Raw genomic sequence first — 13,762 nt, 5'->3', positions numbered from 1 at the left:
TGCGGGGTGTACCAACAGGTACGCCCCGCACCCGTATTTGATAGTCTGGGCACCGAAGATAAGAGATGAAAGGCCGGCATGATTATCGGGACCGGAATTGACGTGGTCAACATTGAACGTTTTGCCCGCACCATCGAGCGGACCCCGGCGCTGGTGCACCGCCTGTTCGTTGAGCAGGAACGCAACCTTCCCGTGCGCTCGCTGGCCGCCCGGTTCGCCGCTAAAGAAGCCGTAGCCAAGGCTCTGCGGGCACCGGCGGGCATGGTCTGGCAGCACTGCTGGGTGGAAAAGACCGACGGGGGCGCCCCCCGTATTGTGTGCCGGGGGACAGTGGCGGAGGTGGCTGCCGGGCTGGGTATCAACCGCTGGCATCTGAGCATGAGCCACGACGCCCCCGTCGCTATCGCCAGCGTGATCGCCGAGCACATCGACGACGCTGAACCTGCCCGCTCACTCACCGGAAGACAGGATGACCGGGATGCGTAGGGCCTACACGGCGCAGACAATTCGGGAACTGGAGGCCCCCTACCTATCCGCCCCCGACTACGATGGCGGCCTCATGGCGCGGGCGGCCTACCGGCTGTTTCGGCAGGCACGGTCGATGCTAGCGGCGGATCGGCGTGGGCCGGTACTGCTGCTGGTGGGCCCCGGCAACAACGGCGCGGACACCCTTTTGGCCGGGGCCCACCTGGCCGAGCACGGGGTCACGGTTGAGGCACTGACCCTCTCCCGGAGAGTACACGAGCCGGCGATGCGGGCCTTCATCGGTGCCGGCGGCCACACCGTCGATGCCCTGCCCAGCCCCCTGACCCACAGCCTGATTATTGACGGCATTCTGGGCACCGGTGCACGGGGGCCCCTGCGCGGGGCAGCGAAAGAGACCGTGGACACGCTGGGCAGCCTCAAAGAGGGGGCAGCCGGGCAGTTTCCTGCGGTTTTGGCCTGCGACATCCCCTCCGGTATCGACGGCAGCACGGCAGAGATTTTTGACCCCGTTTTACCCGCCGATGCGACCGTGACCTTTATCGCCGAAAAAACCCCGCACCTTTCCCCGGCCGAACACCTGTGCGGCACGGTTATCACCGCACCCCTGGGGATCGAACAGGACCTTGACCACCACCGGCCGGCCATCATCCGGCCGACCGACAGCGAACTTGCCAGAATCCTGCCCCGGCCGGGATTCCGCGACCACAAATACACCAGGGGAGTACTGGGGGTCATCACCGGCAGCAGCGACTACCCCGGCGCGGCACTGCTGAGCACGGCGGCGGCGGTTAACTGCGGGTGCGGCATGGTCCGGTTCATTGGACCCAAACCGCTGACCGACACGGTGCAGCTGGCATCACCGGAAACGGTCTGCTCACCGCAGCCACTCAATATCCGCGTACAGGCATGGGCGGCCGGGTCGGGGGCCACCGGCCCAGCCCGAGAGAGCGACCTCCTGCACGCCATCACCGCCGAGGAAGCCGCTGTGATCGACGCAGCGGCACTACCTCTTGCCGCGGGCCTCGTCGCCGAGGGCAGAATCCTGGGGGCGCACAAAATCCTGACCCCGCACGCTGGCGAACTGGCCCAGTTCTTCACCAAAATTGCCGAACTCAACCCGCCCCTGTGGCGCACCGGCAGTAGAACAACAAACCCACCAAACCGCAGCGACATCGAAAAAAACCCGCTCACCTGGGTGCAAGCGGCCACCCGAATCACCGGGGCCACCGTGCTCCTCAAAGGAGCAACCACGCTCATCGGCTCGGGAGAACACCTGCTGAGCACACGCGCAGAAACACCCTGGCTGGCTACCGCAGGCAGCGGCGACACCCTCACAGGTATCCTCGGTGCCCTCCTGGCTCAGGTTATCGGCGCCCAGAAAAACCCCCGCCCCCCGAAAACCCTGGGGGCAGAGGTCTTTGCCTACACCGCAGCGTGTGCCACCCGCGTCCACCAGCTGGCCGCGCTCGCGGTCAACAACGGTATGCCGGGTCCGGTACCGCCCAGCCTGGTAACGGCCCAGCTACCGGCAGCACTGGCCGGTTTTCTTGCCGGCCGGGCCGATACCGGGTCGAACTAGTAGGCGCCGTCCTTGGCGAAAACCGCGCGGGCGGTCCGGAAAAGAATCACCATATCGCCGATGACAGACCAGTTTTCAACGTAGTACAGATCCAGGCGGATCGACTCCTCCCAGGAGAGATCGGAGCGGCCCGATACCTGCCACAGTCCGGTGATCCCCGGTTTCACCAGCAGCCGCCGGTATGCATCTTCCTCATACTGGGCCACCTCGGTGGCCAGCGGCGGGCGAGGACCAACCAGAGACATGTCGCCGATAAAAACATTCCACAGCTGGGGAAGCTCATCAATAGAGTACTTCCGAATAAACCTGCCGATCCGGGTGATACGGGGGTCATCGGCCATCTTGAAGAGAATCCCGTTACCCTCGTTCTGATCCAGCAGATCTTTCTTCCTCTCCTCGGCATCGGGCACCATGGACCTGAACTTCACCATGTGGAAAGGTGAACCGCGGTAACCCACCCGCTCCTGCAGAAAGAAAACCGGGCCGCCATCCAGCTTGACAATACCGGCCACCAGCAGAAAAAGCGGCGACAGCAGGATAAGCCCCAGCCCCGAGGCCAGCAGGTCAACACTGCGTTTAATGAAGGCCGAAGCACCCTCCATGCGGGGGGTGGACACGTGAATCAGCGGCACACCGTTGAGCGGCTGCGTACGGATACGGGGACCGGCAATATCGGTCATCGCCGGAGCCAGAATTAGTTTAATATGGGCGGCAGCAAGATCCCAGCCCAGATTTCGCAACTGCTTGGGCGTGAGCCGGTGCCCGGACGAAACCGCTACGGCGTGGATATTGTTTGCGCGGCAGACCTCAACAATTTTCTGCGAGTCGGTACTGTACCCCAGCACCGGAATATCAAGGTCTGCCACCGCGGTCCCGGCGGCAAACCCCGGAAGGTAGAAAGCAACCGGACTCAGCCCCGACAGCTGGGCGGCACGAAGGGTGCCGTAAAGGTGGGCACCCGATTCGGTATCGGAAATCACCATCACGCGGGTCAGCGCCCTGCCCCGCTGCCGCCAGCGAACCAGAATCTGCCGGAGCATCCAGCGCTCCATCACCAGCAGCAGCAGGCCCAGAGGAAAAGCAAAAAGAATATAGGTGCGCGCAAAATCCACCTTGGTCAGGTAAGAAAAAATAGCGATAGCGCAAAAAAAGTAGAAGGTTGATTTGATCACCAGCCGGTATTCATCATTCCCCTGGCCCAGGTAGCGGATGTTGCGGGAGCTAGATAGCCCCAGCACGATGTACCAGAGCGCCCCAATCACAAAACCGGTAGCGATATAGTTGATCCCTCTCTCGTAGCGGCTGACCACCTCGGTGTTCCGAAAACCGAAGCTCAAGAGGTGCGAAATAATGATGGTGATAGCAATAGCGAGCAGGTCACCAATATTGAGTGCGGCGATAATTTTGGGTTGCCACGTCCGAGTATTCCGTGATTCAGCCCAGCGCCTTTCGATGATAGCTTTATTTTCCATCGAGAGTAATCCCCTTATGTATCCCCTAAAATGATGGCAAACCTCCTAGGTGCGAAACTAGGGTGCGAGGTCTGCTCGTAGGCCATTATTATACATTGTCAGACGTATATCCAGAGGGCACACGGAAAAGGTTGAGGATCTGCTCAAAAATATTTTTAATAGCGGGATCAGAACGGTTTGTCCCCCAAATTATGGGTAGTTCTAGAGGAGACCGGCATGGGTCGCAATAAACTCTATAACCGGCTTGTACAGGTGGGGGAGGACGTTGTCGTCCATGGGCACGGCAACAAGAATATCCCCCTGTTCTGCCGATACGAACAGCCCGGGATCATTGCAGTCGGCAATACCCAGTGTCGCAATCCCGCGGGAGGCGGCAAAACCCGCCCACCCGTGATCGGCCACCACCAGGTCCGGTGTCACCGTCTCGTCTTCAAGCTGGGACAGCGTGAGTTCCATGGGGTCCGGGAAGTGGGTGTGCTGAAGACTGCCGTACTGCTGCCACATTACCACGTCCATGATCTGGCGAATATCGCCGCCGCGAAAACTGTCTCCCTCCCGGATTGCGACGGGGCGAGCCCCCGCAGCCCGGGCTAGCGAAGCCAGTTCAGCGTAGACGGGAAAAAGCCCGGCAGGGTGGCCGGTGGCAAAAAGGATGGAAGCCCGATCGGCCACGGCCTCACCCAGCAGACGGGCATAGCGGTAGAGCTCCTCAAGACATTTTTCGGCGCTAATGGTGTCTTGCCCCTCCAGGAAATCGGGGTCTGCGCTGGTGCCCACCCGGCGCGCCATAAGCGCAAAGACGTCGTCAAAAGTCCACTGCCGGGTAAGTTTAACCCCAAACTCCAGGTGCTCGTCACCGGCAATAAAACCGTGCATGTGGGCAAGATTGTTCTCGCGCGGTGTTGCAACCTGCCCGCAGATGCGGGACCTGTTGAGGTAGTCGATAAATTGGCTATCGGTCATCGTCAAAGGGGAGAGTTTCACGGTTACTCCTTGTAGAAAACTGGCGGGACTATGGCCCGTCGGTGAGTTCCTGGTAAAGATCCACCAGCCTCTCGGCGGTGTCGGACCATCGCATGGTGAGCGCCCGCTTTCGCGCCTGTGACCCTAGCCGCTGCCTCAGCTGCGGGCGCCGCACCAGATAGTCGATCGCTTCGGCCCAGGCCCGAGGGGTGCGTGACTGCACCAGTAGTCCCGACACGCCGTCGTCCACGGCGCTCACCAGGCCGTCTGCTCTGCTGGCAAGCACCGGGGTGGCGCATGCCTGGGCTTCTAGGGCGACCAGACCAAAGGTCTCAGACGAGGAGGGGCAGGCAACAATATCGGCGCGGCGAAAACGATCCGCTAGCTGCCGCGGTGGAAGCGGCGCACGCAGATGCACCCGCTTCTCCAGACCGAGCTCTTGGGCCCGGCGCAGCAGCCGGTGCTCGTAACCGCTATCAGACCTGCCAATAATCTCGAGTTCCACCTCGAGTTCGTCGGCGAGCAGAGCCAGCGCCTCCACCAGAATATGGGGACCCTTCAGGGGCTGGGGGCGGCCGGCAAAAACGATGCGCGCCCGACGGTCAGAACCCCGGTTTTGGGGTCCCCGCCGGCGGTGGGGGGCAAAAATTCCGGTGTCTACGCCCGGGGCGATGACGCGAATACGTTGCGGATCCGCAGCATAGAAATCTACCATCTGTTTGCCCTCGTCGGCGGTGTTAACCGTTAGGGCTGAGGCTGAGTCCACAATTTTTTGTTCACCGCTGTAGCGGGTAGCCGGCTCGCGAGGTTCACCGCTCTCCGCGCGAGCATCCTTGACGGCTGCGGTGGTGTGCATGGTGTGCACCAGCGGAATATTTTTACCGGTGGTCTCGATAAAATTCAGGGCGGCCAGACCCGAGAGCCAGTAGTGGGAATGGATCAGGTCCGGCGCCCGGTGTGCCTGCCCGGCGAGAGCGGTGGCAAAATCGGGGACAAAGCGCGCTAGCTCCTCTTTGTTCGCCCCCGCTGCCTGCGGTAGATAGACCCGGTGGATCAGTGCCCGGCGTGAAATCTGGCGGGTTAGCCGGGGCGCCGGTGCGGTAGCGAGCGTGAAAATCTCACAGGAGATATGCCGGTATCTGGCTAGCATGGCCCGTAGCGAACGGTCAATATACACGTTCATGCCCCCGGCATCACCGCTACCGGGCTGGGCTAGCGGGGAGGTGTGCATGGAGATAATGTGCAGGTGAAGGGGAGATCGTTCGCTCACTGTGACTACTCTAGCAAGAGCTTTGAGCCTGTGCCGCGCACCGGCAATCTCTTCCCGGCGGATACCGCGGCGAGAGACCGGCCACTCGTGAGATACTAAACGGTAAAAAAGCTGTTGTCGACTCCAAGGATTTTATGCATGGTTGCTCAACCCTCCTACCTGCCCTCTCTCGCTCCGGGCGCACCCGAGCGCATGGCGGTGGTTGACCTTTCGGCGGTGCGCCACAACGTTGGTCGTATCCGCCAGCTGGTGGGGCGGCGGAAACTGATCGCGGTGGTCAAAGCAAACGCCTACGGCCACGGTGCGGTGCCGGTTGCCCGACAGGCATGCGCAGCAGGTGCCGACATGTTGGGCCTGGCGCATGTCCGTGAGGCCCTCGCCCTGCGACGGGCGGGCATAGATGCCCCGCTTCTGGCCTGGGCACACACGGTGAATACCGACTTTGCCGCAGCCCTCGACCACCGGGTGGAACTGGGGGTCTCGGGCTGGGAACTGGAGAGAATTGCCGCCGCAGCCACACAGACGGGCAGACAGGCGGTCCTCCACCTCAAAATCGACACCGGGCTGGGGCGCAACGGCTGCACCGAGTCTGACTGGCCCCTGCTCATCGAGCGTGCCCGCGACCTCGAACGCCGGGGGCTGGTGCGGGTACGCGGTATACTCTCCCATCTGGCCGTCGCCGACCAGCCCGAACGCGGCGAAACGGAAATGCAGCGTGACAGGTTTATTCACGCTGTCGAGGCCGCCCGCCGGGTGGGCCTGACCCCCGATTTGATCCACCTGGCCAACACTGCGGCGACCCTGGCGGCGGATACGCAGGATCCGGTATCCGTCCTCTGCAACGGTGTGCGCGTGGGGCTGGGAATCTACGGCCTCTCGCCTTTTCCCGGGGTGAGTCCCCGTCAGCTGGGACTAAAACCGGCTATGACTTTGCAAACCTTCATTAGCGGTGTCAAAGAGGTGTCGGCGGGTCAGGGAGTCTCCTACGGCCTCAGCTACATCACCGAAGCCCCCACCACGCTAGCTCTGGTGCCGGTAGGCTACGCCGACGGTATCCCCAGGGCGGCCACGGGCGGACCCGTGCGTGTCTACCCGGCCGGGGCAGAGGCAAAAACCTACCGGGAGGTGGGGCGTATAGCCATGGACCAGATGGTGATAGACCTGGGAGCACCCGGGTTGGCAGATCCGGCACTGGGCTACCTGGGGGCTCCGGCGGTGCTTTTTGGTGCGGGCGAGGACCCGGAGGTCACCGAGTGGGCAGAAGCCGCGGACACCATCAACTATGAGATAGTGAGCGGAATATCGGAGAGGGTTGACCGTATCTATGGTGCAGGTGCCGGCAGCCGGGGAGGGAACCGATGACCCGGGCACTGCGGACAACCCTGCGCGATACCGCCGATACGCGCAGACTGGCACTGGGACTGGCCGCCCAGCTCGCCGCCGGGGACCTCCTCATTCTCACCGGCGAACTGGGTGCCGGTAAAACCACCTTTACCCGTAGCCTGGGGGAGGGGTTGGGTGTGCGCGCCGGCATTATCTCTCCCACCTTCGTGATATCCCGCGTGCACCCCAACCTGCCCGACGGCCCCCGGCCCGGTGGGCCAGACCTGGTGCACGTAGACGCCTACCGGTTGGATTCGGCAGAGGAACTTGACGACATTGACCTGGAATCCTCCATGGATCGATCGGTGACGGTGATCGAGTGGGGCCGAGGTAAAGCGGAGCACCTCAGCGACTCCCGGCTGGAGATTGAGCTGGCCCGATCGAGAGGGGGCAGTGCCGCGCCGCACGGTGACCACCTCCGGGGTGGTAGTGACCCGGACGATGAAACCGACGAGGAATCTCAGCCGCGGCAGCTGACGATCAGGGCCTACGGGCCGCGCTGGGAGGGGCAGGCTGGAGAAGAGCTTGCTGCCCTCATTTGACGCAGACACTAGACTGGTAGCGTGCTGATACTTGCAATTGACTCGTCCGCTACCGCATCCGTAGCCCTGGGCCGGGTGTCTCAGTCCGCGGGGCCGGCAAAAATTCTTGCCGTCCGCTCCAGCGATGATACCCGCTCCCACGCCGAGGTGCTGGCTCCCTATGCCGAGCGCCTGCTGGCAGAGGCGGAGGTTGGCTGGGAAGAGCTTTCAGCCCTGCTGGTGGGTACCGGTCCCGGACCGTTCACCGGTCTGAGGGCGGGAATCGCCACAGCTCGCGCCCTGGGGTTCGCCCGAGCACTACCGGTCTACGGGCTCATGAGTCTCTACGCCATTGCCGAGGACGCTGCCCAGAGAGCTCTCTGTTGCGGCTACAGGCGTTTTATAGTGGCCACCGATGCCCGAAGAAGAGAAATATACTGGGCACAGTTCTCCCTCACCGCTACCGGGTATGAGCTCTGTTCCGGCCCCGCCGTGGGGCCCGCTACCGGGCTACCGGCACTACCGGTTTTTGGACGGGGCGGGGGAATCTACGGCGACACCCTCCAGGCTGTCGATGGCTTTGAAGACGCGGTGCCGCGGGCGGACTCGCTGCTGGCGGCAGCCGCCCGGATCGGTATCGAAAAACTCTCCACGGACACCGCCCCCCTCTACCTGCGTGAATCCGATGCCAAGGTGCCGGCAGCGCGTAAGAAAGCGGGGCACGATGTCCGCTAACCCCGCAGAAAAACTTCCGCGGGGTGTCGCGGTGCGGAAGATGACCCCCGACGATATTCCGCAGGTGCACGAGATTGAGCGGCAGCTTTTCCCCCTTGATGCCTGGTGCGCGGATATGTTTCTGGCAGAGATCACCCACCCCACCCGCACCTACCTGGTGGCTGTCCGGGGCGGAAAAATTGTGGGCTACGCCGGGTTGATGATCGCGGCCGATACCGCAGATATTCAGACGATCGCCGTGCTCCCCACCTACCGGGGGCAGGGGCTGGGACGGGCCCTTCTGAACCTGCTCCATCGGCAGGCAGCCGGGGACGGGGCGTCGCGTATCCTGCTTGAGGTGCGCGCTGATAACCCGCGGGCACAGAACCTTTACCGACTCAACGGTTACACGCATATTCATACCAGGGAGCGCTACTACCGCGATGGTACAGATGCGCTCGTCATGCAAAAAATACTGAAAGGGCAGGGAGAAAAAGAGTGACCCAAGAACCTCTGGTGCTGGGTATCGAATCGTCGTGCGATGAGACGGGTATCGGAATCGTGCGCGGTAGCCATCTGTTGACCAACACGGTGTCTTCGTCTATGCACGAGCACGCTCGTTTTGGCGGGGTGATTCCCGAGATCGCCTCGCGCGCCCACCTCGATGCGATGCTGCCGGCTCTCACCGCGGCACTGGAGCAGGCGCGGGTTAAGCTTGACGACCTTGATGCCATTGCCGTGACCGCCGGCCCCGGCCTGGCCGGTGCCCTCATGGTGGGTGTCTCGAGCGCTAAGGCGCTGGCTCTTGCCACCGGAAAACCCCTCTACGGTGTTAACCACCTGGTGGCTCACGTGGGGGTGGGCCTGCTGGGTGGGGGTGGTATAGCCTCGACCGGTAACATGCCCGGTCTGGGTGCCCTGCTGGTCTCCGGAGGTCACACCGAGATTCTGGCTGTACGCGATATCGTCTCGGATGTGGAGTTGCTCGGTGCTACCCTCGATGACGCCGCAGGTGAGGCATACGACAAGGTGGCGCGGCTGTTGGACCTGGGGTATCCCGGTGGGCCGGCGATCGATGCTGCCGCCTCGGCGGGTGACCCGGCGGCTTTTCGTTTTCCTCGCGGTATGTCGGCCCAAAAATTCATGGGAACAGCGCAGGAGCCGGGTCCGCACCGCTACGATTTCAGTTTTTCGGGTCTGAAAACCGCGGTGGCGCGCACGGTGGAGGGGTTTGAGGCACGCGGTGAACGGGTTCCGGTTGCCGATATTGCCGCATCGTTCCAGGAGTCTGTGGCCGATATCGTGAGTAAAAAGGCTGTTCTAGCCGCCACCGAATACGGTTTCACCACGCTGCTACTGGGTGGGGGAGTGGCGGCGAACTCCCGCCTGCGCCAGCTCACCGAGCAGCGCTGTGCTGAACACGGTATTGAGCTGGTGGTTCCCCCGCTGTCGCTGTGCACCGATAACGGGGCCATGGTGGCCGCGCTGGGTGCCCGCCTGGTGGCCGAGGGACGCCACCCCTCGGGGTTGGGCTTTGAGGCGGATTCGTCTCTGCCGGTCACCGCGGTTTCGCTGGGCTAGGATCTCTTTTTCGAGGGAGAAGGGCCCTGCTAGACTGATCCCTGCGGAAGCCGTGTACTATCGGCAGCCAAGAACCACTGTCCACCGGGAGGATACCGGCTCATGATACAGATTACGGTGCTGTGCGGCGGGAGCGCACACGATGGCCCCTACGGTGTTGACCTGCTGGAAACCGAAAAATCTCACCTGGTTGAGGCTCCGGTAGCCTCGGGAAGGCTGCACAGAAAACTTCGCGATGTCGCCGAGCACCGGCTCGGTTTTCCGCTGGATCGAGCGATCCGATCGGTGCCGCTTGCCCGCAGGTCGGACCTGATCCTGACCTTTTTAGAGAATCAGGCACTGTTTCCAGCCCTCCTCAAGCGGTGCCGGGTGCCCGGCTACCGCAGAAAACCGCTGGTGACTATCGCCTGCTGGCTCACCGACGAGATGCGGTCGATGAGCCGCCAGCAGCGGCAGCGGACCGTGCGCCGCTACCGGGGTGTCGACCGCATCTTTGTGCTGAGCCGCAACCAGGTGGCCGAGCTGGAGAGCTACGGTTTTCCCGCCGGTCAGGTGAGGTCTATCCCCTTTGGGTTTGCGTCTCAACAATTTAGTTTTGTTGCCCAGGCCGAGAAAGATATTCCTCTTCTTGCCGTGGGGTCCGACCGCGGCCGTGACTATGCCACCCTGCTTGCCGCTATGCGGGGGATCGACACCGAGCTTCTTTTAGTCTGCCGAGACTCGAATATTGAGGGTATGCGGGTACCCGATTCGGTGACCCGGCTGGGTACCGTGGACTACGGGGAGTACAAGAGGCTGCTCCACCGTGCCCAGACCGTGGTGATACCCACCCACGAGCTCGCCTACCCTACGGGGCAGACCGTTGCCCTTGAGGCGGCGGCAACGGGGGCGGCCCTGGTCGTGACGGGGACCGAACCCATGAAAGAATATTTTTCTGACCGTACGGCGCTCATGCCGGCCGTGCACGACCACCGGCAGCTACGCAGCGTGATTGACAGCGCGGTGTCAGATCCGCACCTACGTGCAGAACTGGGCCGGGCCGCGGCGGAGACGGTGAGAGAGAAATACACCTATACCGCGATGTGGCGGCAGGTGATGGCTGAGCTGGAGACCCTGCTGGCCGAACCCCGCTAGGGTGCGGGCCGCTGAGCCTCCTCCACCAGGTAGCGCACCACCGCCCGCAGATCACCGCCGGAGGCGGCAGCGGTTTCCCGCTGCTTTCGGTAGCTCCCGCCCTCGCGCAGAATACGCCAGATACCGGCAAGCTCGTCCAGGCAGCCCAGGTCTGCGGCAACGGGTTCAAGGTCCGCCACCAGGCGCGCAATATCTTCGCTCACCGGCAGCTCATTGTTGCTGTTGTCGCAAATAATGGTGGCCTCTAAGCCGTAGCGGGCGGCCCGCCACTTATTCTCCCGGGCGTGCCAGGGTTTGAGCGGCTCAACCGTTTGACCGGCATCGAGGTCGCGGCTGATTGACTCGACCAGGCACTGGGTGAGGGCGGCGATTCCGGCGACATCACCCAGGGAGGGCAGACCGTCGCACACACGCATTTCAACCGTGCCAAAATGGTGCACCGGGCGAATATCCCAGCGATTTTCGCTGGGATCGTCGATCACCCCGGTGGTGATCATATCCCGTAGATAGTCTTCGTATTCTTCCCACGTGTCAAAGGTGAAGGGAAGCCCCGCGGTAGGCAGCTGCTGGAACATCAGGGCCCGCTGGGAGGCATAGCCGGTATCGTGGCCCTCCCAGAACGGTGAGGAGGCGGAGAGAGCCAGCAGGTGGGGGTAGAGGTTGGTGAGGCCGGCTACCACCGGTAGAGCCTTGGCACGGGAATCTATGCCGGTGTGCACGTGCACACCGTAGATAACCATTTGCCGGCCCCAGTAGCGGGTGCGGTCAAGCATCTTCCGGTAGCGCTCTTTGGCGGCTACCGGCTGGTTTTGCCAGTGCGAGAAGGGGTGGGTGCCGGCAGAGAAGAAGTCGATCCCCATGCTATCGGTGGTGGCCCGCAGCTGGTCGGCGGCCCGCTGGAGCTGAGCCACCGCCTCGGCGACCGTGGCGCAGACACCGCTGACCAGCTCCACCGTGTTGTCGAGAAACTCGCCGGTGATATGCGCACCTTCGGTGAGGTCAAAGAGCCCTGGGGTCCGCTGTGCGGCCCGCTCAAGAACCTCCGGGGCCCGTGAGGTGAGTTCCCCGGTGTCCCTGTCCACCAGGGCAAGCTCCCATTCCAGGCCGAGGGTTGACCGGGCCGAATCTGCAAAAGGCACAATAGCTCTCTGGATGTTGGTCATGGTTTTCCCATAGTATTAGCTTGCGCCCCGCAATGCTCCCCGGCGCGGCTGTGACAGCCCCGGTGCGAGCTGCCTGTACCGCCCCGACCCGTGAGCGGTTCAACGTGCAGGGCAAGACGATACGAGGCGGACCCGCTTCCTACCCGGGTGAGGATCAGGGTAGCTGACTCGGAGCGTTTTCTCCCGGCCCCGGCCAGCAGGGTTTTGCGCAGCTGCTCGGGAACAATATCGACACCCCGTTTTTTGATGGTGAGGGCACCTATACGGTGTGTGCGCACCCAGTTTTTGAGAACCCCGGTGTTCAGGGGCATGGTCTCAAGCACCCGAAAGCAACTGGCAGCGGGGCTCAAGATCGGTTTCTCGGCGGTGAGATAGGCAATGCGTTCGTCGAGCAGATGGGCACCCAGGTCGGTGGCAAGCTCGGGGATCAGGTGCGAACGCACCAGCGCACTGTCGGGCTCATATATGTATTCTTTGAGCTGGCCCACGGGGGCCGGTTCTGATACGGTGCGCTCGCTTGTGAGGTGGGCGGCCACGCGGGCCCGGAAGGTTCCCTTCTCCAGTACTGTGGCGCTTCGGCGCACCCCTTTCCGCGCCAGCGCGTTAAACCAGAGTACCGTCTCAAGCAGGGTGCCGTTCTGGGACACCCACTGTGCCTCACAGTTGTCGGGGATCATCTCGTGCGGTAGTCCCGGCGACATTTTCACGCCCAGCGCTATGCCGGTCGATGCCAGCTTGCGGATGTGGGAGAGGGGCGGTGAAAACGACTCGGGGTCGAAAAAGCGCGACTCGGTTGTGCCGCCCCGTACCCGGCGCCGGGCGGGGTCAAGCCACAGTGCTATCCGGTCGCTGTCGGTGCTTTTGAAGGCCCGTAAGTCTCCGCAGAAGACCCGTGCCCCGGTGAAATTGCGCAGATTATAGGCGGCTATGGAGGCGGTGTCTCGGTCGCGTTCCACCGCCGTGACCGAAAGCCCCGCCTGTGCAAAGGCTCGGGAGTCGGCACCGATTCCGCAGCCGAGGTCAGCCACCGCATCTATACCGGCTTCTTTCACGCGCCGCGCGTGCAGGTCGGCTACTGAGCTGCGGCTAGCCTGCTCGTAGCCGGCTTCGGTAAAAAGCATGTCTTCTGCGGCGTCACCAAATTTTGCCCCGGCACGGGTACGCAGCTTGGCCTGGTCGAGTACGGCGGCAGAATCTGCGGGGTTGAAGCCTTCGGCGCGCAGTGTGCTGACCGCTGCAAGGGCAGAGTCGGCAGAGAAAGGGGTAAAACGGTCGATTGCCTCCCGCTGCCGATCGGTGAGTGCGCGAGCGGGGACGGGATAAAAATCGGGTGGGACAGTAAAAGAAAACATTGCTGACCATCATAACCGGTGCGCTCACCGCGAAACGCGCATGTTCTCTTGACCAGCCGCAAGTCACAGATCTAAAGTTTTGTGTTAGCACTTGGCTGCGCGCAGTGCTAATTTTTTTGGGGTTTGCTGGCACCGCGACGACAG

Annotated in this window: 13 protein-coding genes; 8 read left to right on the top strand and 5 right to left on the bottom strand. The window is 62.7% G+C overall.

Going from position 1 to position 13,762, the window contains the following annotated elements; genetic code table 11:
- The first annotated feature begins 78 nt into the window (after positions 1–78).
- Together ACS1BR_RS03335 and ACS1BR_RS03330 are read left to right on the top strand one after the other, a co-directional pair.
- Positions 79–486 carry a holo-ACP synthase gene (locus tag ACS1BR_RS03335; RefSeq protein ID WP_463560061.1) on the top strand — a complete coding sequence of 136 codons (408 nt, stop codon included), beginning with the start codon at positions 79–81 and terminating at the stop codon, positions 484–486.
- Positions 470–2,065, top strand: coding sequence for a bifunctional ADP-dependent NAD(P)H-hydrate dehydratase/NAD(P)H-hydrate epimerase (locus tag ACS1BR_RS03330; protein WP_463560060.1), 1,596 nt, complete (start codon positions 470–472; stop codon positions 2,063–2,065). Before ACS1BR_RS03335 ends, ACS1BR_RS03330 begins: the two co-directional genes overlap by 17 nt.
- On the opposite strand, the gene ACS1BR_RS03325 is transcribed toward ACS1BR_RS03330, so the two are convergent.
- The 3 genes from ACS1BR_RS03325 to ACS1BR_RS03315 all read right to left on the bottom strand — a co-directional run bounded on the left by ACS1BR_RS03325 (position 2,062) and on the right by ACS1BR_RS03315 (position 5,770).
- The gene (locus ACS1BR_RS03325) at positions 2,062–3,537 is read right to left on the bottom strand and encodes a sugar transferase (protein ID WP_463560059.1); all 1,476 of its coding nucleotides are present in this window, start codon (positions 3,535–3,537) and stop codon (positions 2,062–2,064) included. The two genes, ACS1BR_RS03330 and ACS1BR_RS03325, sit on opposite strands and share 4 nt — an antisense overlap.
- Positions 3,538–3,738: 201 nt before the next feature.
- Positions 3,739–4,500 carry a phosphatase gene (locus tag ACS1BR_RS03320; protein WP_463560320.1) on the bottom strand — a complete coding sequence of 254 codons (762 nt, stop codon included), beginning with the start codon at positions 4,498–4,500 and terminating at the stop codon, positions 3,739–3,741.
- Between the two features lie 49 nt (positions 4,501–4,549).
- The gene (locus ACS1BR_RS03315) at positions 4,550–5,770 is read right to left on the bottom strand and encodes a glycosyltransferase (protein ID WP_463560058.1); all 1,221 of its coding nucleotides are present in this window, start codon (positions 5,768–5,770) and stop codon (positions 4,550–4,552) included.
- A 138-nt stretch (positions 5,771–5,908) separates the two neighbouring features.
- On the opposite strand from ACS1BR_RS03315, the gene alr reads away from it, so the two are divergent.
- The 6 genes from alr (at position 5,909) to ACS1BR_RS03285 (ending at position 11,103) form a co-directional block, all read left to right on the top strand.
- Positions 5,909–7,132: an alanine racemase gene (alr, locus tag ACS1BR_RS03310; RefSeq protein ID WP_463560057.1), complete on the top strand. Its 1,224-nt coding sequence runs from the start codon at positions 5,909–5,911 to the stop codon at positions 7,130–7,132.
- Positions 7,129–7,695: a tRNA (adenosine(37)-N6)-threonylcarbamoyltransferase complex ATPase subunit type 1 TsaE gene (gene tsaE / locus ACS1BR_RS03305; RefSeq protein ID WP_463560056.1), complete on the top strand. Its 567-nt coding sequence runs from the start codon at positions 7,129–7,131 to the stop codon at positions 7,693–7,695. Before alr ends, tsaE begins: the two co-directional genes overlap by 4 nt.
- A gap of 21 nt (positions 7,696–7,716) precedes the next feature.
- Positions 7,717–8,409 carry a tRNA (adenosine(37)-N6)-threonylcarbamoyltransferase complex dimerization subunit type 1 TsaB gene (gene tsaB / locus ACS1BR_RS03300; protein ID WP_463560055.1) on the top strand — a complete coding sequence of 231 codons (693 nt, stop codon included), beginning with the start codon at positions 7,717–7,719 and terminating at the stop codon, positions 8,407–8,409.
- Positions 8,399–8,890 carry a ribosomal protein S18-alanine N-acetyltransferase gene (rimI, locus tag ACS1BR_RS03295; RefSeq protein ID WP_463560054.1) on the top strand — a complete coding sequence of 164 codons (492 nt, stop codon included), beginning with the start codon at positions 8,399–8,401 and terminating at the stop codon, positions 8,888–8,890. The genes tsaB and rimI overlap by 11 nt, the downstream gene beginning before the upstream one ends.
- Positions 8,887–9,969 carry a tRNA (adenosine(37)-N6)-threonylcarbamoyltransferase complex transferase subunit TsaD gene (tsaD, locus tag ACS1BR_RS03290; RefSeq protein WP_463560053.1) on the top strand — a complete coding sequence of 361 codons (1,083 nt, stop codon included), beginning with the start codon at positions 8,887–8,889 and terminating at the stop codon, positions 9,967–9,969. The genes rimI and tsaD overlap by 4 nt, the downstream gene beginning before the upstream one ends.
- Before the next feature lie 102 nt (positions 9,970–10,071).
- Positions 10,072–11,103, top strand: coding sequence for a glycosyltransferase family protein (locus tag ACS1BR_RS03285; RefSeq protein WP_463560052.1), 1,032 nt, complete (start codon positions 10,072–10,074; stop codon positions 11,101–11,103).
- Here ACS1BR_RS03285 and ACS1BR_RS03280 read toward each other — a convergent pair.
- Positions 11,100–12,266, bottom strand: coding sequence for a glutamate--cysteine ligase (locus ACS1BR_RS03280; protein WP_463560051.1), 1,167 nt, complete (start codon positions 12,264–12,266; stop codon positions 11,100–11,102). The genes ACS1BR_RS03285 and ACS1BR_RS03280 overlap by 4 nt on opposite strands.
- Positions 12,263–13,618, bottom strand: coding sequence for a class I SAM-dependent methyltransferase (locus tag ACS1BR_RS03275; RefSeq protein WP_463560050.1), 1,356 nt, complete (start codon positions 13,616–13,618; stop codon positions 12,263–12,265). The genes ACS1BR_RS03280 and ACS1BR_RS03275 overlap by 4 nt, the downstream gene beginning before the upstream one ends.
- Between the last annotated feature and the right edge of the window lie 144 nt (positions 13,619–13,762).

The organism is Rothia sp. 18CD1-1, assembly GCF_055285355.1.
Note: the sequence above shows the minus strand (reverse complement) of the source record. Positions and strands in the feature narration are given on the sequence as shown.

Excerpts from the sequence above, each read along its gene's own strand:
- alr (WP_463560057.1), top strand. The coding sequence starts at position 5,909 with ATGGTTGCTCAACCCTCCTACCTGCCCTCTCTCGCTCCGGGCGCACCC.
- ACS1BR_RS03325 (WP_463560059.1), bottom strand. The coding sequence starts at position 3,537 with ATGGAAAATAAAGCTATCATCGAAAGGCGCTGGGCTGAATCACGGAAT.
- ACS1BR_RS03285 (WP_463560052.1), top strand. The coding sequence starts at position 10,072 with ATGATACAGATTACGGTGCTGTGCGGCGGGAGCGCACACGATGGCCCC.
- ACS1BR_RS03320 (WP_463560320.1), bottom strand. The coding sequence starts at position 4,500 with ATGACCGATAGCCAATTTATCGACTACCTCAACAGGTCCCGCATCTGC.
- ACS1BR_RS03280 (WP_463560051.1), bottom strand. The coding sequence starts at position 12,266 with ATGACCAACATCCAGAGAGCTATTGTGCCTTTTGCAGATTCGGCCCGG.
- ACS1BR_RS03330 (WP_463560060.1), top strand. The coding sequence starts at position 470 with ATGACCGGGATGCGTAGGGCCTACACGGCGCAGACAATTCGGGAACTG.
- ACS1BR_RS03275 (WP_463560050.1), bottom strand. The coding sequence starts at position 13,618 with ATGTTTTCTTTTACTGTCCCACCCGATTTTTATCCCGTCCCCGCTCGC.
- tsaE (WP_463560056.1), top strand. The coding sequence starts at position 7,129 with ATGACCCGGGCACTGCGGACAACCCTGCGCGATACCGCCGATACGCGC.
- rimI (WP_463560054.1), top strand. The coding sequence starts at position 8,399 with ATGTCCGCTAACCCCGCAGAAAAACTTCCGCGGGGTGTCGCGGTGCGG.
- ACS1BR_RS03335 (WP_463560061.1), top strand. The coding sequence starts at position 79 with ATGATTATCGGGACCGGAATTGACGTGGTCAACATTGAACGTTTTGCC.